Origin of the sequence: Amycolatopsis thermalba, from assembly GCF_003385215.1 — a bacterium.
Lineage (GTDB): Bacteria > Actinomycetota > Actinomycetes > Mycobacteriales > Pseudonocardiaceae > Amycolatopsis_E > Amycolatopsis_E thermalba.
Window position 1 is genome coordinate 25,532 of sequence record NZ_PQHW01000054.1, and the last position, 19,040, is coordinate 44,571.

General features: G+C 72.5%; 19 protein-coding genes, 1 tRNA gene and 1 pseudogene. 10 read left to right on the forward strand and 11 right to left on the reverse strand.

What is annotated here, in order from left to right:
- Positions 1-49: 49 nt before the first annotated feature.
- Together D0D15_RS21035 and D0D15_RS21040 are read right to left on the reverse strand one after the other, a co-directional pair.
- Complete coding sequence (locus D0D15_RS21035; protein WP_094005891.1) at positions 50-1,321, reverse strand: tyrosine-type recombinase/integrase; 1,272 nt, start codon at positions 1,319-1,321, stop codon at positions 50-52.
- An 84-nt stretch (positions 1,322-1,405) separates the two neighbouring features.
- Positions 1,406-1,479, reverse strand: a tRNA-Ile gene (locus tag D0D15_RS21040).
- A 261-nt stretch (positions 1,480-1,740) separates the two neighbouring features.
- On the opposite strand from D0D15_RS21040, the gene D0D15_RS21045 reads away from it, so the two are divergent.
- Positions 1,741-3,513: a bifunctional homocysteine S-methyltransferase/methylenetetrahydrofolate reductase gene (locus D0D15_RS21045; RefSeq protein ID WP_115944678.1), complete on the forward strand. Its 1,773-nt coding sequence runs from the start codon at positions 1,741-1,743 to the stop codon at positions 3,511-3,513.
- A 9-nt stretch (positions 3,514-3,522) separates the two neighbouring features.
- On the opposite strand, the gene D0D15_RS21050 is transcribed toward D0D15_RS21045, so the two are convergent.
- Positions 3,523-4,737: an amidohydrolase gene (locus tag D0D15_RS21050; RefSeq protein WP_198958244.1), complete on the reverse strand. Its 1,215-nt coding sequence runs from the start codon at positions 4,735-4,737 to the stop codon at positions 3,523-3,525.
- Positions 4,738-4,791: 54 nt separating this feature from the next.
- Here D0D15_RS21050 and D0D15_RS21055 point away from each other — a divergent pair, with 54 nt between their 5' ends.
- Entirely contained in the window at positions 4,792-5,667 is an 876-nt protein-coding gene (locus D0D15_RS21055; protein ID WP_115944679.1) for a phosphatase PAP2 family protein, read from the forward strand.
- On the opposite strand, the gene D0D15_RS21060 is transcribed toward D0D15_RS21055, so the two are convergent.
- A complete protein-coding gene (locus D0D15_RS21060) occupies positions 5,664-6,425 on the reverse strand; it encodes an SDR family oxidoreductase (protein ID WP_094005828.1) in 762 nt (253 codons plus the stop codon). The genes D0D15_RS21055 and D0D15_RS21060 overlap by 4 nt on opposite strands.
- Positions 6,426-6,524: 99 nt before the next feature.
- Here D0D15_RS21060 and D0D15_RS21065 point away from each other — a divergent pair, with 99 nt between their 5' ends.
- Positions 6,525-7,370 (forward strand): helix-turn-helix transcriptional regulator, encoded by an 846-nt coding sequence (locus D0D15_RS21065; protein ID WP_115944680.1) that lies wholly within the window; start codon positions 6,525-6,527, stop codon positions 7,368-7,370.
- A gap of 130 nt (positions 7,371-7,500) precedes the next feature.
- On the opposite strand, the pseudogene D0D15_RS37860 reads toward D0D15_RS21065, so the two are convergent.
- The 5 genes and pseudogenes from D0D15_RS37860 to D0D15_RS21090 form a co-directional block, all read right to left on the reverse strand.
- Positions 7,501-7,623: pseudogene (locus tag D0D15_RS37860) on the reverse strand (IS982 family transposase); the annotation flags it as partial.
- A 67-nt stretch (positions 7,624-7,690) separates the two neighbouring features.
- Positions 7,691-8,827 carry a sulfotransferase family protein gene (locus D0D15_RS21075; RefSeq protein ID WP_094005831.1) on the reverse strand — a complete coding sequence of 379 codons (1,137 nt, stop codon included), beginning with the start codon at positions 8,825-8,827 and terminating at the stop codon, positions 7,691-7,693.
- Between the two features lie 11 nt (positions 8,828-8,838).
- Positions 8,839-9,615, reverse strand: coding sequence for an SDR family oxidoreductase (locus D0D15_RS21080; protein WP_094005832.1), 777 nt, complete (start codon positions 9,613-9,615; stop codon positions 8,839-8,841).
- Positions 9,615-10,781, reverse strand: coding sequence for a hypothetical protein (locus tag D0D15_RS21085; RefSeq protein ID WP_094005833.1), 1,167 nt, complete (start codon positions 10,779-10,781; stop codon positions 9,615-9,617). Before D0D15_RS21085 ends, D0D15_RS21080 begins: the two co-directional genes overlap by 1 nt.
- A gap of 21 nt (positions 10,782-10,802) precedes the next feature.
- The gene (locus tag D0D15_RS21090) at positions 10,803-11,282 is read right to left on the reverse strand and encodes a nuclear transport factor 2 family protein (RefSeq protein ID WP_094005893.1); all 480 of its coding nucleotides are present in this window, start codon (positions 11,280-11,282) and stop codon (positions 10,803-10,805) included.
- 58 nt (positions 11,283-11,340) lie between these two features.
- Between D0D15_RS21090 and cysD the strand changes: the two genes are divergently transcribed.
- The 3 genes from cysD to D0D15_RS21105 are packed head-to-tail and all read left to right on the forward strand — an operon-like array spanning position 11,341 to position 14,578.
- Complete coding sequence (gene cysD, locus D0D15_RS21095; protein WP_094005834.1) at positions 11,341-12,252, forward strand: sulfate adenylyltransferase subunit CysD; 912 nt, start codon at positions 11,341-11,343, stop codon at positions 12,250-12,252.
- Positions 12,252-14,084: an adenylyl-sulfate kinase gene (gene cysC / locus D0D15_RS21100; RefSeq protein ID WP_115944681.1), complete on the forward strand. Its 1,833-nt coding sequence runs from the start codon at positions 12,252-12,254 to the stop codon at positions 14,082-14,084. The genes cysD and cysC overlap by 1 nt, the downstream gene beginning before the upstream one ends.
- The gene (locus D0D15_RS21105) at positions 14,081-14,578 is read left to right on the forward strand and encodes a pyridoxamine 5'-phosphate oxidase family protein (protein ID WP_233157292.1); all 498 of its coding nucleotides are present in this window, start codon (positions 14,081-14,083) and stop codon (positions 14,576-14,578) included. The genes cysC and D0D15_RS21105 overlap by 4 nt, the downstream gene beginning before the upstream one ends.
- A 136-nt stretch (positions 14,579-14,714) precedes the next feature.
- Here the strand turns inward: D0D15_RS21105 and D0D15_RS21110 are convergent, their stop codons facing one another.
- Positions 14,715-15,506, reverse strand: coding sequence for a tyrosine-protein phosphatase (locus D0D15_RS21110; RefSeq protein WP_094005837.1), 792 nt, complete (start codon positions 15,504-15,506; stop codon positions 14,715-14,717).
- A gap of 179 nt (positions 15,507-15,685) precedes the next feature.
- Positions 15,686-16,288 (reverse strand): TetR/AcrR family transcriptional regulator, encoded by a 603-nt coding sequence (locus tag D0D15_RS21115; RefSeq protein WP_094005838.1) that lies wholly within the window; start codon positions 16,286-16,288, stop codon positions 15,686-15,688.
- Between the two features lie 67 nt (positions 16,289-16,355).
- Here D0D15_RS21115 and D0D15_RS21120 point away from each other — a divergent pair, with 67 nt between their 5' ends.
- The 4 genes from D0D15_RS21120 to D0D15_RS36015 form a co-directional block, all read left to right on the forward strand.
- Positions 16,356-17,051, forward strand: a complete 696-nt coding sequence (locus D0D15_RS21120; protein ID WP_094005839.1) for a YqeB family protein — start codon at positions 16,356-16,358, stop codon at positions 17,049-17,051.
- A gap of 32 nt (positions 17,052-17,083) precedes the next feature.
- Positions 17,084-18,097: an aminotransferase class V-fold PLP-dependent enzyme gene (locus D0D15_RS21125; RefSeq protein WP_094005840.1), complete on the forward strand. Its 1,014-nt coding sequence runs from the start codon at positions 17,084-17,086 to the stop codon at positions 18,095-18,097.
- Positions 18,098-18,130: 33 nt separating this feature from the next.
- On the forward strand, positions 18,131-18,763 hold the full coding sequence (locus tag D0D15_RS21130) for a hypothetical protein (protein WP_094005841.1): 633 nt from the start codon (positions 18,131-18,133) through the stop codon (positions 18,761-18,763).
- Between the two features lie 41 nt (positions 18,764-18,804).
- Positions 18,805-19,040: helix-turn-helix domain-containing protein (locus tag D0D15_RS36015; RefSeq protein ID WP_162830624.1), on the forward strand; the 236-nt coding region annotated here is incomplete at its 3' end.

Here is a 19,040-nt window from a genome sequence, read left to right on the forward strand (position 1 = left end):
GGATACTCGTAGCTGGGGCGCATTTGCCCACGCACTCGGCTGTCCGTGCCTAGCCACGCCGCTTTGGCATGCGAGACCCGAGGATCTCCGCCGCCTTGCGGTCGCTTGCGGCGACCCACGCCGCATAGACGCGGAGTGTGGTCGCGCCTCCGCCGCCGTGGCCGAGGCGGCCTGCGACCGTGCGGAGGTCGATGCCGGCGGTGAGGAGCTCGGTCGCGGAGAAGTGGCGGAGGGTGTGGATGTGGGTGTCGATGGGCGGGTTGAGCCGAGCGGCCATGCGCTTGTACCGGCGTGAGATGGCATCGGGGGAGTAGGGGACTCGAGCGTCGGCGGTGCGGGCGCTCATGAAGACGAACATGTCGTCCGTCAGCTCCGCGCCAACCTTGAACAGCTCGTCTCGGCAGTACTGCTTGTGGGCGCGGAGCAGGGCGACCGTTTCGGAGTCGAGGGCCAGCCGGCGCATTTGGTGGGTCTTGGTGTCCTTCTCCTTGCCCTTCCCCTTGCTCTGGACGTAGGTGCGCCGGATCTCGATGACTTCACCGTCCAAGTCGACGCGGGACCAGCGCAGACCGGCGACCTCCGCGCGGCGCATCCCGGTGGTCATGACAAGCCAGACGAGGGTGCCCCAGTCTTCGCTCATCTCGAAGGCGGCTTCGATGAGGCGGGCCGCGTCCGCAGGGGACGGGGGATCGGGCTCGGGAGGCTTCTGCTTCGGCCGCTGGGCGATCTTGGCCGGATTCGATTCGATCCACTCCCACCGGACGGCGGCGTTCAGCACGCCGCTGATGATCGAGTGGATCTGACGGACCGTGGACGCAGCCATCGGCTTGCATTCGTGCGGCACGCACTTCGCGGCGACGCAGTCGTGCTCGCCGTCCTTCTTGTGGAGCTCGATGAAGGGCTTGCCGTCGCAGCGTTTGCGGCAGCGGCGGAGTTCCGCGTAGAGCGTCTCGAGCTGGCGGGCGCCGATCTTGCTGACCGGCGTGTCCCCGAGGATGGGCTTGATGACCCGGTCGATGTAACCCATGTAGCCGTCGCGGGTGCTCGTCTCCAGATCCGCGGTGCGGAGCCATTCGTCGATGGCGTAGCCGAACTCGACCGTGGACGCTGTGGAGCGTTGCTTGATGACCTTGGCGCGGAACTGGGTGAGAGTGTTCTCGGCCTTGCGCCATGCGGTGTCGTCGGAGCCCTTGATCGTCTCGCGGAGGTAAGAACGACGGCCGGTGACTGGGTCGATGCCGGCGTAGAGCACCACTCGAAGGCTGTCGCCGCGCTGCTCGATGCGGCCACGCTGGCGGTCTTCAGGGCGTGTTCGAGCCATCACCCTAGGATACTCGCACCCAGGGCCGCACCCAATGATCAACTTTACTTGATCGTCTGAAGTTGTTTCGCTGGTCAGGACCGGTGGGCCGGGCGGGGCTCGAACCCGCGGCCAAGGGATTATGAGTCCCCTGCTCTAACCAGCTGAGCTACCGGCCCCAGGCGGGCACGCCACGTCCGCGCCCGCACCCCGTCAGGGGTGAACGACAACATATCGCACCTCCAGCGACCACCACCGCGGTGGGCGGCTCACTCGAACGGCCCAGTGGTGGTGCACCTGCGGTGTCGAAACGGTCAATTGACCCGCCGCAGCGCCTAGGATGGACCCATGGCGGGCGGCGCGGTGCTCTGGTGGGGGTGCGGCGCCGGCCGGGCCCTCGTGCACGTGCACGCCCGGAGGTAACGACGCCGGGAGGGTACGTGAGAGGTCGGTTCGCGGAGCAGCTGTCCGAGCGGGTTCTGGTGTTCGACGGGGCCATGGGCACCGTCCTGCACGTGGCCGGCAATTCGCTCGATCGGGCCCTACCCGAACTCAACCTCTCGAATCCCGAGCTGGTCAGCACGATCCACGAGAGCTACGTCGCGGCGGGGGCGGACGTCCTGCTCACCAACACCTTCGGCGCGAACCGGCTGCGGCTGGCCGAGCACGGGTGCTCGGTGAGCCCCCGGGACATCAACCTCGCCGCCGTCCGCCTGGCGCGGCAGGCCCGGCGCGGCGTGCACCGGACGATCTTCGTCGCCGGGGCGGTGTCGCCCGCGATCTCCTCCAGCCACCGGGCCGGGGTGCGCGCCGACGAGCGGGCCGAGGTCGTGCGCGAGCAGGTCCAGGCCCTCGTCGACGGCGGGGTCGACCTGCTGGTGCTGGAGACGTTCGGCTACCTCGACGAGCTGGTCGAGGCCATCACGGTGACCACCGAGGTCACCGACCTGCCGATCGTCGCCCAGGCGACCTTCACCAGCGGCGGTCTCACGCCGGGCGGGGAGACCCCGCGCGAGGTGGTCAAGACGCTCGCCGCCCTGCCGGTCACCGCGGTCGGCGCCAACTGCACCGTCGGCCCCCAGCACATGCTCGCGATCCTCGGCGAGCTCAAGGACGCCACCGACCTGCCGGTGGGCGTGCACCCGAACGCGGGCATGCCCCGGCGCACCGGGCGCCGCTTCAGCTACCCGGTCACCCGCGCGCACTTCGGCCGCTACGCCCGCCGCTACGCCGAGCACGGCGCCGCGATGATCGGTGGATGCTGCGGCACCACGCCCAGCCACATCCGCGAGGTCGTCGCGCGCCTGGCCGACCTGCGTCCCCGCCAGGCCAACCCCGTGACGGCGGTGCCCAAGCCGCGTCCGGCGCCGCCCCAGAGCCCGCTCGCCCGGCGGCTGGCGCGACCCGGGTTCGTCCTCGCCGCGCAGGTCACCCCGCACGGCGAGCCGGAGGACGTCGAGCGCGTCCGCGGCGCCGATCTCGCGCTGGTGCGCGGCAACTTCGGCGAGGCCCTCCGCCTGGAGCGCGAGGCGGGCGTGGACACCATCACCACGGTCACCGCCTGGGACCGGTCGCTCGCCGCGCTGCAGGCGGACCTGCTGGGCGCGCACGCGTTCGGCCTGCGCACGGTGGTGTGCGAGACCGGCACGCCCGCGCCGCTGGGCGACTACCCGGGCGCCGACGGCGTGTGGGAGGTCGACTCGGTGGGCCTGATCGGGCTGCTCGCCGGCCTCAACGCCGGCCGCGACCACACCGGTCTCACCCTGGCGACCCGCACCGCGTTCCACATCGGCGCGCGCGTCAACCCCGGCGCGGAGGACGCGGACGCCGAGCTGGCCCGCACCAAGGCGAAGATCGCCGCGGGCGCGCAGTTCCTCATCACACGGCCGGTCTACGAGCTGGAAGGCCTGTCCCGGATCGCGACCGAACTGTCCGGTGTGGACATCCCGGTGCTGGTGGCGAGCGCGCGGCTGACCGGGTTCGCCGAGGCCGAGTACCTCGCCTACGAGGTCCCGGACGTGATGATCCCGCCGCGCGCGCTGTCCGAGCTGGAGGCGGCGGGGGAGCGGGAGGCCGAGGTCGGGCTGGCGCTGGCCGCGGAACTGCTCGACGGGGCGCGCGAGCTGGTCCGGGGTGCCGTGGTGGTCGCGGACGAACACCCCGGGAACGTCGCCTCGCTGCTGCGCCAGGAGAACCCGGCGATCCGGCTCTGAGCGTCCGGGTCAGACCAGTGCGAGGTCGTGCGCGACCACGCGCCCGGCGTGGATCACCGTGCGGTGTGGCAGCCGGTCCTGCACCGCGGCCGCGGGCGCCTCGCCGTCGAGCAGCACCAGGTCGGCCGGGTCGCCCACCGCGACGCCGGGGCGGTCGGCCACACCCCGCAGCGGCGGCAGCGACGGGTCGATCACCGTCGCGCCGCCCCAGGTGCCGACGGCCAGCGCGTGCTCCACCAGGTCGTCGTTGCGGAACCCGTTGGTGAACGCCAGCTGCCAGGTGCGGTCGAGCAGGTCCGCGTTGCCGTAGGGGGACCAGTAGTCGCGCTGCCCGTCGTCGCCCAGGCCGACCCGGATCCCGGCTTCGGTGAGCCGCCGCAGCGGCAGCGTGTTGCGGCCCGGTGGCGCGACGGTGGCGACCGAGATGTCCAGCTCGGCCATCTCGGCCAGCACCTCGTCCAGCCGCGGCGACGGGGTGTGGGCGAGCGTGAAGGCGTGCGAGATCGTGACCCTGCCACGCAGGTCCAGCGCCCGCGTCCGCTCGATGATCAGCTCCAGGCTGAACAGGCCCAGCTCGCCGGGTTCGTGCAGGTGGACGTCCACGGCGGCCCCGAACCGCTCGGCCAGGCCGAACACGATGTCCAGGTGCCGCACCGGATCCCGGTCCAGGCCGCACGGGTCGATGCCGCCCACCACGTCGGCGCCGTTGCGCAGCGCGGCCTCCATCAGCTCCGGCACGCCGGGTTCGCGCAGCAGCCCGGCCTGGGGGAAGGCGATGATCTCGACGTCGGCGCGCTCGGCGTGGGTTTCGCGGGCGGCGACGACGGCTTCGAGGCGGTCCAGCTTGCAGTCGGCGTCGACCTGCGCGTAGCCGCGCACCCGGGTGACGCCGTGCGCGATGAGCCGGCCGAGCATGTGGGTGGAGCGCTCGGTCATCGGCGCCTCGGCCTCGCGCCAGTGCGCCCGGTCGTGCAGCATGTTCGCCCATACGCCGCCGGGGGAGTCGTTGGGGCGCCACGGCAGCCCCAGCCGCGTGGAGTCCAGGTGGACGTGCACGTCGGAGAACGACGGCACGAGCAGCCGCCCCTCGCCGTCGAGACGGGTCACCCCCGCGGGCGCGGCGGCACCGGCCGCGGTCACCGCGGCGATGCGGCCGTCGCGGATCTCCACATCGGACAGGGGACCGCCCCACGGGCGCACGCCGGTCACGTACAGGTCGTTCACCGGTCCAGGATCGCACGACGTGCGCCGGTGCCCCGCTTGATCCATCCTGGGCGGGTGGCGGTGGACACCGAGGAGGCCCGGCGGACGGCCGGTGTGCCGGCGCGGCGCTGGCTGGTGATCGCGGGCGTGGCGGCCGCGGTGGCGGTGGCGGTCTACTTGCTCGCCGTGTGCACGGCGACCGGGCAGGCGCTGGAGAACGCCGCGCTGCGGGGAGCGGACCAGGCGGACGCGGCCGAGTCCGCGCAGGCGTGGCGGGCCCTGGACGAGATCACGGTCTACTCGCTGGCCGCGGCGACGCTGGTCATCGCCCTGACCGGGGCGCTGCGCCGCCGCTGGGACCTGGCGGTCGCGGCCGCCGGGGTGATCGTGCTCGGCCAGGTGGTCGTGCAGGTGCTGAAGCGGTTCGTGCTGGTCCGGCCCGCGCTGGTGCCGGTGACGGGCGACTTCGCCGGCAACAGCCTGCCCAGCGGCCACACCACGGTCGCCATGACCGTGCTGTTCGCCGCGGTGATCGTCGCGCCGTACCGGTGGCGCGGGGCGGTGATGCTGGTCGTGCTGCCGTGGGCGGTGGGGATCGGGCAGTACACGCTCACCGCGAAGTGGCACCGGCTGTCCGACACCCTCGCCGCCGACGCGATCGCCCTCGCGCTGGCGGCGCTCGCGTCGTGGTGGCTGGCGCGGCGGGGCGCGGTGCGCCCGTACGAGGGAAAGCGGCGGGTCGGCCGGGTGGTGATCGGCTCCCTCGCCGTGGTCGCCGCCCTGGCCGGCCTGACCCTCGGCGGCATCCTCTGGGGAGTCCCGCTGGCGCGCGAGGGCCTAACCGGGGCGGACGAGTGGGTGATCCACCTGGGCGCCGGATCGTTCGCCTCCGCCGGGTCGATCGTCGCGGCGCTGGTGTTCCTGCTGTCCTGGCGGCGGCTGGCGACCTAGTGCTTGCCGTGCGGGTCGGCGGCGTTGAGGGTCGCCACGACCTGCTCGTAGTCGCCGCGGGCCTCGCCGTAGCGGAGGAACTTCACGCGCTCCACCTGGATCTCCTTCGCGTCCGGCTGGGACTCGAACAGCTTGATCACCTCGTCGGCGAACTCGTCCAGCGGCATCGCGAAGCCGCTGTCCTCCTGGCCGGGCAGCAGCGCCGTCCGCACCGACGGCGGCTCCAGCTCGACCACCCGCACGGTGGTGTCCGCCAGCTGCAGCCGCAGCGACTCGCTGAGCATGTGGATGGCCGCCTTGCTCGCGTTGTAGCTCGGCGTGGCCGCCAGCGGCGCGAACGCCAGGCCCGAGGACACCGTCACGATCGTCGCGTCCGGCCGGGCCCGCAGGTGCTCGACGAACGCGGCGATCAGCCGGATCGGGCCGAGCAGGTTCGTGGTCACGGTCTCCTCGGCCGAGGCCAGGAACCCGTCCGGGTGGTGCCAGTCCTCCACACGCATGATGCCGGCCATCGCGACGACCACGTTGAGGTCCGGGTGCCTGGCGATCACCTCGGCGGCCGCGGCGCGGATGCTGCCGGCGTCGGCGGTGTCGATCCGCACGGTGTCGAACCCGTCGGCGGCGAGCTCGTCGAGCAGTTCGGTGCGGCGGCCGCCGATGATGACCGTGTTGCCCTTGGCCCGCAGCCGCCGCGCGAGCGCGAGGCCGATACCGCTGGTCGATCCGGGGATGAAGACGGTGTTTCCGCTGATGTCCATGCCCCGAGTCTGTCCAGCGGGGCGGACGCGAAGAAGAGATCGCTCATCGGGGGATCGGCGATCCCTGGTTCGCGCCGGGCGGGTGCGGATACTGGGGGCATGGATCGTGTGGAGCTGGCGGCGTTCCTGCGCCGACGCCGGGAGCAGCTGCGGCCCGACGACGTCGGGCTGCCCGCCGGGCCCCGCCGCCGCGCGACCGGCCTGCGGCGGGAGGAGGTGGCGGCGCTGGCGGCGATGTCGACGGACTACTACACCCGGCTGGAGCAGCAGCGCGGCCCGCAGCCGAGCGAGCAGATGCTGGCCGCACTCGCCCGCGCGTTGCGCCTGACCGGCACCGAGCGCGACTACCTGTTCCGGATCGCCGGCCGCAACGCCCCCACCCCGGTGGCCGCGGCCGCCCACGTGGCGCCCGCGTTGCAGCGGGTGCTGGACCGGCTGTCGGACACGCCCGCGCTGATCCTGTCCAACCTCGGCGAGGTGCTCGTGCAGAACAGCATGGCCGACGCCCTCTACGGCGACCGGTCCCACCTCACGGGGTGGGCACGCAGCGAGATCTACCGCTGGTTCACCGACCCGGCCGAGCGCCTGATCTACCCCGAGCACGACCGCGCCCGCCAGGGCCGCGCGCTGGTGGCCGGCCTGCGTGCCGCCCTCGGGTCGATGGGCCCGCGGTCCCGCGCCGGGGAGCTGGTGCGCGTGCTGTCGAAGGCCAGCCCGGAGTTCGCGGACCTGTGGGAACGCCACGAGGTCGCCAAACGCTTCGTGGACCACAAGATCCTCGTGCACCCGCAGCTGGGCGAGATCGAGGTGGACTGCCAGGTGCTGTTCACCGAGGACCAGTCGCAGATGCTGCTGGTGCTCACGGCCCCGCCGCGCACCGAGGCGGCGGAGAAGCTGAAGCTGCTCGGCGTGGTGGGCACCGAGCGGTTCGACGCGGTCCGGTAGATGAGTGAGTCCGACCTTGGTCAGTGGTCGTTGGTGATCAGGGTTCGGGTGGTGGGTTGGCTGGTCGCGGGGTTGTGCCGCCCCGCGTGGTGAGGTAGGTGTCCGGTTCGCGGGAGGCGTAGCTCTTGTCGGCCAGGGTCAGCAGTTCAGCATCCGACAGCCGGGATGGCCTGCCGACACGAGCGGGCTTACCGAGGTGGTCATCGATCTCGACCTGCAGTGCGGTCACAAGGGTGTTCAGGTCGGTCGTCACAAACCGATCTCGAACACCCTTCACCCCTCTCCCGACACTGCCCAGACCCAGGACTCACTCATCTAGATCAGGCGAAGCGCTCCCGCACCTCCTCGGCCGTCAGGCCGAACTCCGCCAGCGTGTAGCGGTGCGAGGGGCGCGCCGCGCCGGTCGTGCTCTCCGCGTACACCGCCCGCATCGCCGACTCCGCCTCGGCCGTGAACGGCAGTCCGAAGTGGTCGTACACCGACGCGACGACCCGCAGCGGGTCGGCCACGAAGTCGGCGTAGTCGACGTCGTGGAACTGCGCCGGGTCGTGCTTGGCCCGCTCCCGCCTGAACGTCGCCGCGCCGCGGGACCACAGCTCCAGCTGCGCACGGCCCACCACCGGCCCGGAGAACACCGTCGACCAGCCCGCCGACGCCTGCTGGTTGAGGCTGCACACCGACGCGATGATCGTCTCCGGGGCGCGGTGGGTCTGGATCACCAGCGCGTCCGGGTAGACCGCGAGCAGCGCGTCCAGCGCGAACAGGTGCGACGGGTTCTTCAGCACCCACCGCTTGTCCGCGTCCGGCAGCCCGATCAGCTGCAGGTTGCGCCGGTGCCGCGCGTAGGCGTCCGTCCAGTCCTGCGCCGCCAGCCACTGCGAGTACGTCGGCACGTGGGCCAGGCACTCGTAGGACACCGACTTCGCCGACTGCCGCAGCAGTTGCCAGCACTCCTCGACCTGCTCGGCCGAGCTGTGGTGCACGCCGAGGAACTCCGGGTGCTCGACGTGGTGCTTTTCGTACCCTGCCTGGATGCCCTGGAACACCGGGTCGTCCGCCCACGTCTCGCGCGGGGGCCGGGGCTGCGGCACCTCGGTCAGCCACACCTCCAGGCCCTGGTGCGCCGGGTCCGCGGTGAGCAGCCGGTGCAGCGCGGTGGTGCCGGTGCGGGGCAGCCCGGTGACGAAGATCGGCCGCTCGATCCGCACGTCCGCGTGCGCCGGGTTCCGCTTCCACGCCTGTTCGCTGAGCAGCCGCGCCACCAGCGCCTGCCGAAGGAACGCGCGCTTGATCTTGTTGCCGAACGGCGTCAGCCCGGCGTCGCGGGCGTAGGACTCCAGCAGCACGGCCAGGCCCTCGCGGTACTCGTCGCCCCCGAAATCGGACAAGCCGCAGAACCGGGTGGCCGATTCGTGCAGGTCCTCGACCGTGCCGACGCTGTCGCGCCCGATGCTCACCGGATGCCTCCTCAGTGGTGGTACTCGCCGCAGTTGACGTCCAGGCACTGCCCGGTGATCGCCCGCGCCATCGGTGAGGCCAGGAAGATCACGGCGTCGGCGATCTCGTCGGGTTCGGGCAGGCGGCGCAGGTCGATGCCCGACGCGGTCTCGGCGTAGACCTCGTCGCGGGTGATGCCGCGCTGCTCGGCGAGGTAGCCGAAGTACCACTTCAGCGTGTCCGCCCAGATGTAGCCGGGCGCGACCGAGTTGACCCGGATGCCGCGTGGCCCCAGCTCGGTCGCCAGGCTCTGCGCCAGCGCGAGCAGGCTCGCCTTCGCCATCTTGTACGGCCCGTACGGCTGCCGGGAATGCCGCAGCACCGCCGAGTTGATCATCACCACCGAGCCGCCCGCCGTCTCCAGCGCGGGCAGGAACAACCGGGTCAGCCGCAGCGCGGCGATCGAGCCGGCCTCGAACCCGGCGCGCACCCCGTCCAGCTCCACCTTCGCCAGATCGGTCATCGGCGGGATCGCGAACGCGTTGTGCACCAGGGCGTCCACCCGGCCGAAAGCGTCCACAGTGGCCTCGACGAGCCGTCGCGCGTCCGCCTCGCTGGTGACGTCCGCAGGCACCGAGATCGCGCGGCGGCCCAGCTCGTCGATCTCCTTGGCGATGTCGGTCAGCCGGGATTCGGTGCGTGCCGCGAGCACCACGTCGGCGCCGGCCTTCGCGCTCGCCACCGCGATCGACCGGCCGAGCCCGGGCCCGACGCCGGAGACCACGACCACCTTGTCGCGCAACAACATCAGCCCAGCATCCTCGCGGCCGTGGCGGCCTGCCGGGCCGCGATCCGGGCGGACCACTCCGCGGGGGTCACCTTCGCCTGCTCGTAGAAGGCCAGCTTCCCGGGCAGTTCGCGCACCGGCACGATCTCGACCTCCGGCCCGTCCTCCGGTTTGAGATCCCGGGACAGCCGCTGCCACCGGATCTGCACGTACCCGCGGCGGTGGCCGGTGCGCTCCAGCCAGTTCGCCACCCCGGGGTCGCGCTCGCTGATGACGAACCGCATCTTGCCGTCCGGATCGACGCGCGCCTGGTCCGCGGTGAGGCTCGTCTGGTGGTGGGCGTAGTCCAGCGAGACGTACCACATGCTGCCCAGCTGGATGCCCTGGTAGGGCGCGTCCGCGCAGCGCGGCACGGTCACGACCATCGCCTGGTCGTCGTCGAGGTCGTAGTGCCCGGCCGAGGAGAACTGCGTGCTCAGCCCGCCCGGGGTGGCGCGCGGCTCGGTCATCGTGTTGACCGGCAGGTCGAGGTAGAACCACCGGGGGAAGGCCAGGAACGTCCGCAGCCGCGACAGCAGGATCTTGCCCGCCACGCCGTAGCGCTTGGTCAGCGTGTCCCGGGACAGCGGCGGGGGAGCGGCCCCTTCGGCGCCGGCGCGCCGGATGCGGATCATGCCGGGGCGTTCGCGTTCCCAGTCGCTGAACACCTCCCGCACGATCAGCATCGCCGAGCCCGGCCCGAGCGGAAAGCGGTTGCGGCCGCTGAGCCCCGGCCCGAACCGGATCTCGAACCGGCCGTCGTCGCCGATGTCGAACGCCCGGTCGTCGAACGCGGTGAGGCTGTCCGGCACCTCCACCGGCGAGTAGTTGCCGTTGAGCACCTGGAAACTCAGGTCGGCGGTGGTGCCGCGCTGCCCGGTGACCACGTATTCGGCGTCGTCGCGCAGGTAGGAGTGGAAGTACAGGGTGTCCGGGTTGTCCAGGCCCATCTTCGTGTACGGGCCGGTGGAGCGGACGAAGAACGGGAAGTCCTTTTCGTAGGCCCAGGCCATCTGCAGCGAGGCGCGGATGCTGCCGGCGAGGTAGTCCAGGCCCTCGACCAGGTCTTGTTCACTGTCGACGTGCGGGGCCTCGCGGATGATCTTCTCGGCCTCGGCGAGGGCTTCGGCGAACGGCTGCGTGAGCACCGGCGACTCCTAGAACGGGTTCTATGCGGACGGGACGGCCCACCGGTTCGCGGTGAGCCGGAAGCTCTTCAGGTCCGCCAGCGACAGCATCGCCTCGTAGGTGCGGACGTAGCCGGTGTGCGCGATCCGCCAGACGCCGTCGGCCTCTCGCCGGTAGCGGTCCTCGTAGAACGCGGCGCCGATGATCGCGACGTCGTGCTCGGTGGCGATCACCTGGTCCTGGAACGCCCACGTGCCGGTCGCGGTGTCGCCGTCCACGTCGATCTCCGGCTGCGTGGCCAGGTGCACCGTGATGATCTCCGGGCCCAGGCGGGTCCGCAGGAAGTCCACGATCGCGGCGCGGCCGGACAGCCGGATCGGGTCGCCGTAGGTGGGGGTGCCGTAGTCGGCCGTGGCGTCTTCGGTGAAGGTTCCGCCGATCTCGTCCCAGCGTTTGAGGTCGACGCAGCGCAGGTACGCGTGCTTGGTCCGGCGGATCGCCTCGATCGCGGCAAGGTCCATGCGCACCAGCATGCTCGCCCGGTTGACCGCTGGCAAGAACGTGTTCTAATTTTTCCCGGTGACCACGCTCTACGAGCTGTCCCACCTCGAACTGCTCGAGGCGGAGTCGGTGCACGTCTTCCGCGAGGTGGCGGCCACCTTCGAGCACCCGGTGCTGCTGTTCTCCGGCGGCAAGGACTCCGTGGTCATGCTCGCGCTGGCGGCGAAGGCGTTCTGGCCGGCGCCGCTGCCGTTTCCGGTGCTGCACGTCGACACCGGCCACAACTTCGACGAGGTGATCGCCTTCCGCGACCGGGTGGTGGACCGGATGGGCCTGCGGCTGCACGTCGCGCGCGTGCAGGACGACATCGACGCCGGCCGCGTCACCGAGGACACCGGCCCGCGCGCGTCCCGGAACCGCCTGCAGACCGTCACGCTGCTGCGGGCGATCCGCGAGGGCGGGTTCGACGCGGTGTTCGGCGGCGCCCGCCGCGACGAGGAGAAGGCCCGCGCCAAGGAGCGTGTGTTCAGCTTCCGCGACGAGTTCGGCCAGTGGGACCCGCGCAACCAGCGGCCGGAGCTGTGGAACCTCTACAACGGGCGGCACCGCCGGGGCGAGCACATCCGCGTGTTCCCGCTGTCGAACTGGACCGAGCTGGACATCTGGTCCTACATCGCGGCCGAGCGCATCGAGCTGCCGCCGATCTACTACGCGCACCGCCGCCCGGTGGTGCAGCGCGACGGGATGCTGCTGGCGCACACCGGGTTCCTCCGGTTGCTGGACGGCGAGGAGCCCTATGAGGCGACCGTGCGGTTCCGCACCGTCGGGGACGCCACCTGCACCGGCTGCGTGGAAAGCACGGCGAGCACTCCCGCGGAGGTCGTCGCCGAGGTGGCCGCCACGCGGGTGACCGAGCGCGGCGCGACCCGCGCCGACGACCGGATCTCCGAGGCCGGCATGGAGGACCGCAAGAAGGAGGGCTACTTCTGATGCCCCAGCTCCTGCGCCTGGCCACGGCCGGCAGCGTGGACGACGGCAAGTCCACGCTCATCGGGCGGCTGCTGTTCGACTCCAAGTCGCTGTTCACCGACCAGCTCGCCGCCGTCGAGCGGGCGAGCAGGCAGCGCGGCGAGGACTACCCGAACCTGGCGCTGCTCACCGACGGCCTGCGCGCCGAACGCGAGCAGGGCATCACGATCGACGTCGCCTACCGCTACTTCGCCACGCCGCGGCGGAAGTTCGTCATCGCCGACACCCCGGGCCACATCCAGTACACGCGCAACATGGTCACCGGAGCGTCCACAGCGGACCTCGCGCTGATCCTGGTGGACGCGCGCAAGGGGGTGCTCCAGCAGTCGCGACGGCACGCGTTCCTGGCTTCGCTGCTGGGAATCCCGCACCTGGTGCTGTGCGTGAACAAGATGGACCTGGTGGGCTGGTCGCGGGAGCGGTTCTCCGAGATCCGCGAGGACTTCCGCCGGTTCGCGATGAAGCTGGACGTGGCGGACCTGTCGTTCATCCCGCTGTCCGCGCTGCACGGCGACAACGTGGTGCACCGGTCGGCGAGCATGCCCTGGTACGAGGGCACGTCGCTGCTGCACCACCTGGAGGAGGTGCACGTCGCCTCCGACCGGAACCTGATCGACGCGCGGCTGCCGGTGCAGTACGTGATCCGCCAGGCGGGGCGGGATTTCCGCGGCTACGCCGGCACGGTGGCGGGCGGGGTGTTCAAGCCGGGGGACGAGGTGGTGGTGTCGCCGTCCGGGCTGTCCAGCCGGGTGGCCGCGATCTGGGGGCCGGGCGGGATGCCGGTCACCGAGGCGTTCCCGCCGCAGGCGGTGACGGTGCAGCTGACCGGGGAGCTGGACGTCGGCCGCGGCGACCTGATCTGCCGCCCGGCGAACCGGCCGCACACCGGGCCGGACCTGGACGCGATGGTGTGCTGGCTCGCCGAATCCGGTTCGCTGGCACCGGGCGCGACGTACACGATCCGGCACACCACGGCGGAGACGACCGCGGCGGTGCAGAAGCTGGACTACCGGCTGGACGTGGACACGTTGCACCGCGAGGAGTCGGCGACGTCGCTGGCGCTGAACGAGATCGGGCGGGTGCAGCTGCGGACCCGGAAGCCGTTGCTGTTCGACGCCTACCGGCGCAACCGGGCCACCGGCAGCTTCATCCTGGTCGACGACACGACGGGGAACACGGTGGCGGCGGGGATGATCACCGGACCGGCGCTGCCCGCGTCCCGGGTGGTGTGGCACGCGGCGGCGGTCGGCCGGGAGGAGCGGGCGACGCGGGGGCTGACGGTGTGGCTGACCGGGTTGTCGGCGTCGGGGAAGTCGACGATCGCGGTGGAGCTGGAGCGGCGCCTGGTGGCGGCGGGGCGGCCGGCGTACCTGCTGGACGGGGACAACCTGCGGCACGGGCTGAACGCCGACCTCGGGTTCGGCGCCGCGGACCGGGCGGAGAACGTGCGGCGGGTCGGGGAGGTGGCGCGCCTGTTCGCCGACGCCGGGGTGGTGGCGGTGGCGTCGCTGATCAGCCCGTACCGCGCGGACCGGGCGCAGGTGCGGGAGGTACACGAGCGGGCCGGGTTGCCGTTCCTGGAGGTGTTCGTGGACACGCCGCTGGAGGTGTGCGAGGCGCGCGACCCGAAGGGGATGTACGCGAAGGCGCGGGCGGGGGAGATCCGCGGGTTCACCGGCATCGACGATCCGTACGAGGCGCCGGTGGCGCCGGATCTGGTGGTGCGGCCGGGCGATCCCGATCCGGTGGCGCGGATCCTGACCCTGGTGAACGGGAGTGTGCTGTGGGCGTGAACCAGCGGGCCGGGATCCGCATGACTCCGGAGGAGATCGCGGCGTTCGTGGCGGGCAGCCGGACGGCGACGATCGCGACGGTGGGGCCCGACGGCACGCCGCACCTGGTGGCGATGTGGTTCGCCGTGCTGGACGGGGCGATCTGGCTGGAGACGAAGGCGAAGTCGCAGAAGGCGGTGAACCTGCGCCGCGACCCGCGCATCACGGTGCTGCTGGAGGACGGCCAGACGTACGACGCGCTGCGGGGCGTGTCGATCGAGGGGCACGGGGTGATCAGCGAGGACCCGGACGAGGTGTGGGCCGTCGGGGTGAACGTGTTCGAGCGGTACTACGGGCCGTACAGCGAGGAGCTGCGCCCGGCGGTGGAGATGATGCTGCGGAAGCGGGTGGTGGTGCGGGTGGACCCGGTGCGGGTGCGCTCGTGGGACCACCGCAAACTCGGCCTGGACCCGATGCCACTGGGCGGAACGACCGCCGGAGGGGTGGCGCGGTAGCGACTGGGGCCGCCGCCGTGGCGCGAGCCCGCACCGCTGCGCTGGGCGAGTGCCGCGCCACTGCGCTGGGGCGCGCCACTGCCTTGCAGGGTGTCTGCGCACGCCGTGCGCTCCGGTGGGATGCGCCCTGCGCCCCTCAGTCCTCGCGCAGCTTGCTTCGCAGCGCGGCCGCGTCCGCCTCGCCGAAGTTGTGCGCCTCCAGCCATCGCAGCACGCCGCCGTAGCGGTTGCCGACCTCGGTCAGGAACAGCTCCATCGTCTTCGGCTTGGGGCGGTGGTCCTCGTCGTCCGGGCGTTTGTCCAGGTCCGGCGCGTATGTGGGCGAGGCGCGCAGCCGGTCCAGGATCGCGCGGATCCGCTCACCGCTCGCGGCGTAATCGGCGATCACCGCTTCCCGCCGCACACCCGCGACCGTCAGCGCGAACGCCGTCACCACCCCGGTGCGATCCTTGCCCGCCGCGCAGTGCACCAGCGCCGCCCCCGGCGCCGCGGCGATCGTGCGCAGCGCGCCCACGATGCTGTCCGGCCGGTCCTCCAGGTACCCCAGGTACAGCGCGGTCATCACGTCGTCCGGAAAGCGCTCCAGCGTCCGCTGCCTGCGGCTCGCGTAGAGCGCGTCCCCCACGTCCTCGGCGGCGGCGTCGGTCGCCGTGCCGCTCTCCGGCAGCACCGAGAAGTGGTGGTGCCGCACCGACTCGACGCTCCGCAGCGGCCCGGGGCCCTCCTGCGTCACCTCGGGCGTGCCCCGCAGGTCGACCACCGTCGTCAGGCCCAGGTCCTCCACCAGCACCTTGACGTCCCGGGGCGTGAGCCCCTGCAGGTTGTCCGACCGCAGCAGCCGCCGCGGCGCGATCGTGCCGCCGTCCTCGGTCGGCAGGCCACCGACGTCGCGGGCGTTGGCCGCCCCCTCCAGTTCCAGCCAGTGCATGCCCCCATCGTTCACCGCGCCGCCGATCCCGCCAAGGGCCGCGCCCGGTCACCGCGCCCGGCGGGCGACGGGAACGCGGGCCGCCACAACCACCGCCACCAGCCCGGCATCCCGCGGCGCGCGGCGATCCGGGCGCGTCTATGAGGTAGATCACCACGCTTCGAGCGCGGGCAGCCGGGTCAGTCCGCCGGCGGCCCGTCCAGCAGCAGCCCGACCTGTTCCACGAGCAGCGGAGCCTCGGCGGCGGCCTCGAAGCCGCCGCCCGCGGTCCGGCCGGCGAACCCGTCGATGAGCAGCATGATCCAGACGGCGAGCCGGTCGGCGGGAAGGTCGGTCCGCACCTCGCCCGCGTGCTGAGCCTCCGCGACGACCTCCCGGAGCGCGGCGCGGAGGGTGTCTTCGTCGGCCCGGAGCGCGGCCGCGATGTCCGGGTGGGACGTCAGCCCGCCGACGACCGTGATGAAGCCCGCTGCCCGGGGGTCGGCCAGGTCGGCGACCGCGTGGCCGACGTAGCCGAGGATGACCTGCCGCGCCGGGGTCCCGGGTTCGCGCGCGGCGAAGAACCGGCGCGTCTCCTCGGTGCCCTCCTCGAGGATCGCCACCAGCAGCGAGTCCTTCGTCGGGAAGTGGTGGAAGAACGTGCCCGACCCGATTCCGGCGATCCGGCAGATTTCCGCGGTCGTGGCACCGGCGTACCCGTGCAAGGCGAACGCGGTGAGCGCCGCGTCGATGATCTGCAGCCGCCGGGCTCGCCGTCGCACCGGATCGATGGGGCGTGGCATGACCCCATCCTAGTTAGTGGAGTAGCTACTCTGTTAATGTCTCCCCGTCGGCGGAAAGGGGAGCACGATGCCGGAGTCAGGGCGCGTTCTGCGCGTCTCCCGGGCCCTGGTCGCGGGGATCGCGCTGGCCGGGCTGCCGCTCGGCGCCGGCGCGGCGCTCCTGGTGCGGCCGGTCACCGGCTGGGTGATCGGCCTGTTCGGCGCGGCTCCGGGGCCGTTGCGCCTGCTGGCCCGCGTGCCGGTGCCCTGGCTGGTGGCCGGTGGTGCCGCCGCCGGCCTGGTCGCCACGGCGTTGCTCGCCGCGCGGGTCCTGGCGGAGACCACCGCGGTGGAGATCACGGGGCGGGGCGTGACCGTCGAGCGGGACGGCTCCCGCGTGTTCGTCGCGCGTGAGCGGATCGCGGCGGTCTACACCGACCCGCGGGATCTCGTGCTGCGCGGCGCGGACGGGCGGGAGCTGTTGCGCCGCGAGGCCGACATCGGCGCCCGTCGTCTCGCGGCGGCCTTCGCGGCCGCCGGCTATCCCTGGCGCGGCACCCGGGACCCGGACGAGGACCGGTTCCGGCCCTGGGTGGACGGCACGCCGGACCTGCCGGCCGAGGTGCACGACCTGCTCCGGCGACGCGAACGGGCGCTGCGCGACGGCGAGGCCGGCACCGCGGTGGCGCTCCGCGACCAGATCCAGGACCTCGGCGTCGTGGTGCGTGAGCGACGAGCGCACCACGACCAGCAGTGGCGTCCGGCCGCGGCGAAAACGCGGTGACCACCGCCCGGGTGGCCGGTTAGCGTCCGGGCATGCGCACAGCCTTCGGAGCCGATTTCGACGTCCCCACCGGGTACCTGAACACCCCGAGCATCGGGATCCCGCCCGCGGCGGTGGCCGACGCGGTGGCGGCGTCCGTCGAAGCCTGGCGCACCGGCGGCAACCAGCCGGGCGACTTCGAGCCGCTCGTCGCGCGGGCGCGGGAGTCGTTCGCGCGTCTCGTCGGCGTGCCGTCCGGCCGGATCGCGATCGGCTCGACCGTGTCCCAGCTGCTCGCGAGCGTCGCGGCCGGGCTGCCCGAAGGCGCCCGGGTGCTCACCGCGGCCGGGGAGTTCACCAGCACCACGTTCCCGTTCGCCGCCCGGGGCGCGCGGATCACCGAGGTGCGCCTCGCCGAGCTGCCCGGCGCCGTGCGCGGGCACGACCTGGTGACCGTCAGCGTCGCGCAGTCCGCGGACGGGGCGCTGGTGGACCTCGGCGCGCTGCGCGCCGAAGCCGAAGCCGCGGGCGTCCCGGTCGTCCTCGACGCGACCCAGGCCGCCGGCTGGATGCCCCTGGACCTGGAGTGGGCCGACTGGGTGGTGGCCGCCGGGTACAAGTGGCTGATGTCCCCGCGCGGCTGCGCCTGGCTGGCGGTGCACCCGCGCGTCGCCGAGCGGACGGTGCCGGTTTCGGCCAACTGGTACGCGGGCGAGGACCCGTGGCAGACCACCTACGGCATGCCGCTGCGCCTGGCCGGGGGTGCGCGCCGCGTTGACCTGTCCCCGGTGTGGTTCGCGCACGCCGGCGCCGCGGTGGCCCTGCCGTACCTGGCGTCGCTGGACCTGGCGGCGGTGCGCGCGCACAACGTCGAGCTGGCCGACGCCCTGCTGACCCGGCTCGGCCTGCCCGGACGCGGCAGCGCGATCGTGGCGCTGGCGGCCGACCCGGCCGCGCTCACCCGGGCAGGGGTCACGGCCAGCGTCCGCGCGGGCAAGGCGCGGGTCGGCTTCCACCTCTACAACACCGAAGACGACGTCGAACGGGTTCTGGACGCGTTGCGGTGAGTCACCCGGAGGAGTGAGCTACGGTGTCCCTCCGTGGTTGGTGCGCAGTTCCCTCCCGGTCGCGGTGACACCGCGCCGCTGCCCCGCATCCCGGCCGAACCGTCGCCGCCCCGGCGCGCCCCGGTGCTGAAGATCGCCGGGCTGGTGGCCGTCGCGGTCGTGGCGGGGCTGGTGTGGTGGCTGGTGCGTGGCGGCTCCGCCGAGGAGGCCCCGCCGGCGGCGCAGGCCCCGGCCAAGGAGTTCCAGTTCACCGTCACCGAGGGCCCGGTGGCCGCGACCGACTGCGCCGCGAACTCGTATTCGCAGGTCAAGCAGTTCTTCGCGGAGCACCCGTGCCAGCGGCTGTCGCGCGCCCTGTACACGACCGCCAGCGGCGCCTCGCGCGCGCTGGTGTCGGTCGCGGTGGTCACCATGGCCACCCCGGAGGAGGCGCAGCAGCTCAAGAAGCTCGCCGACACCGACGGCACCGGCAACGTCAACGACCTCGTGCGGGACGGCACCGCGAAGATCCCCGGCGCGCCGAAACTCGCCGGCGGCGACTACCTGTCCCGGGTGACGGGCAGCTCGGTGACCATCGTGCTGTCCGCGTTCTTCGACGGCCACTCCGACGAGGCCACGCTGCAGCGCATCAGCAAGGAGGCCCTCGACCTGGCGCCGGGGGCCTAGTGTCCTGAGTCGTTAATTCGAGTTCAGCTGTAGGGTGCGGTATGCCGAATCCGAAGCTGCCTGAGTTGGCCTTGTCCGTTGATGAGGCACAGACGTTGCGGAACTGGGTGCAGCGGCGGAAGACGGCTCAGGCGTTGGCGTTGCGGTCGGGGATCGTGCTGCGGTGCGCCGAGGGCGGCTCGAACAGCGAGATCGCCGCGGAGTTGGGCGTCGGGCGCGCGATGGTCGCGAAATGGCGTTCCCGGTTCGTGGCCCAACGACTGGACGGCCTGGTCGA

What these genes read in the sequence shown, in the direction of transcription:
- D0D15_RS21125 (WP_094005840.1), top strand. Translation starts at nt 17,084, where the DNA reads ATGCGCACAGCCTTCGGAGCCGATTTCGACGTCCCCACCGGGTACCTG.
- D0D15_RS21120 (WP_094005839.1), top strand. Translation starts at nt 16,356, where the DNA reads ATGCCGGAGTCAGGGCGCGTTCTGCGCGTCTCCCGGGCCCTGGTCGCG.
- D0D15_RS21110 (WP_094005837.1), bottom strand. Translation starts at nt 15,506, where the DNA reads ATGCACTGGCTGGAACTGGAGGGGGCGGCCAACGCCCGCGACGTCGGT.
- D0D15_RS21115 (WP_094005838.1), bottom strand. Translation starts at nt 16,288, where the DNA reads ATGCCACGCCCCATCGATCCGGTGCGACGGCGAGCCCGGCGGCTGCAG.
- D0D15_RS21035 (WP_094005891.1), bottom strand. Translation starts at nt 1,321, where the DNA reads ATGGCTCGAACACGCCCTGAAGACCGCCAGCGTGGCCGCATCGAGCAG.
- D0D15_RS21090 (WP_094005893.1), bottom strand. Translation starts at nt 11,282, where the DNA reads ATGGACCTTGCCGCGATCGAGGCGATCCGCCGGACCAAGCACGCGTAC.
- D0D15_RS21080 (WP_094005832.1), bottom strand. Translation starts at nt 9,615, where the DNA reads ATGTTGTTGCGCGACAAGGTGGTCGTGGTCTCCGGCGTCGGGCCCGGG.
- D0D15_RS21065 (WP_115944680.1), top strand. Translation starts at nt 6,525, where the DNA reads ATGGATCGTGTGGAGCTGGCGGCGTTCCTGCGCCGACGCCGGGAGCAG.
- cysC (WP_115944681.1), top strand. Translation starts at nt 12,252, where the DNA reads ATGCCCCAGCTCCTGCGCCTGGCCACGGCCGGCAGCGTGGACGACGGC.
- D0D15_RS21060 (WP_094005828.1), bottom strand. Translation starts at nt 6,425, where the DNA reads ATGGACATCAGCGGAAACACCGTCTTCATCCCCGGATCGACCAGCGGT.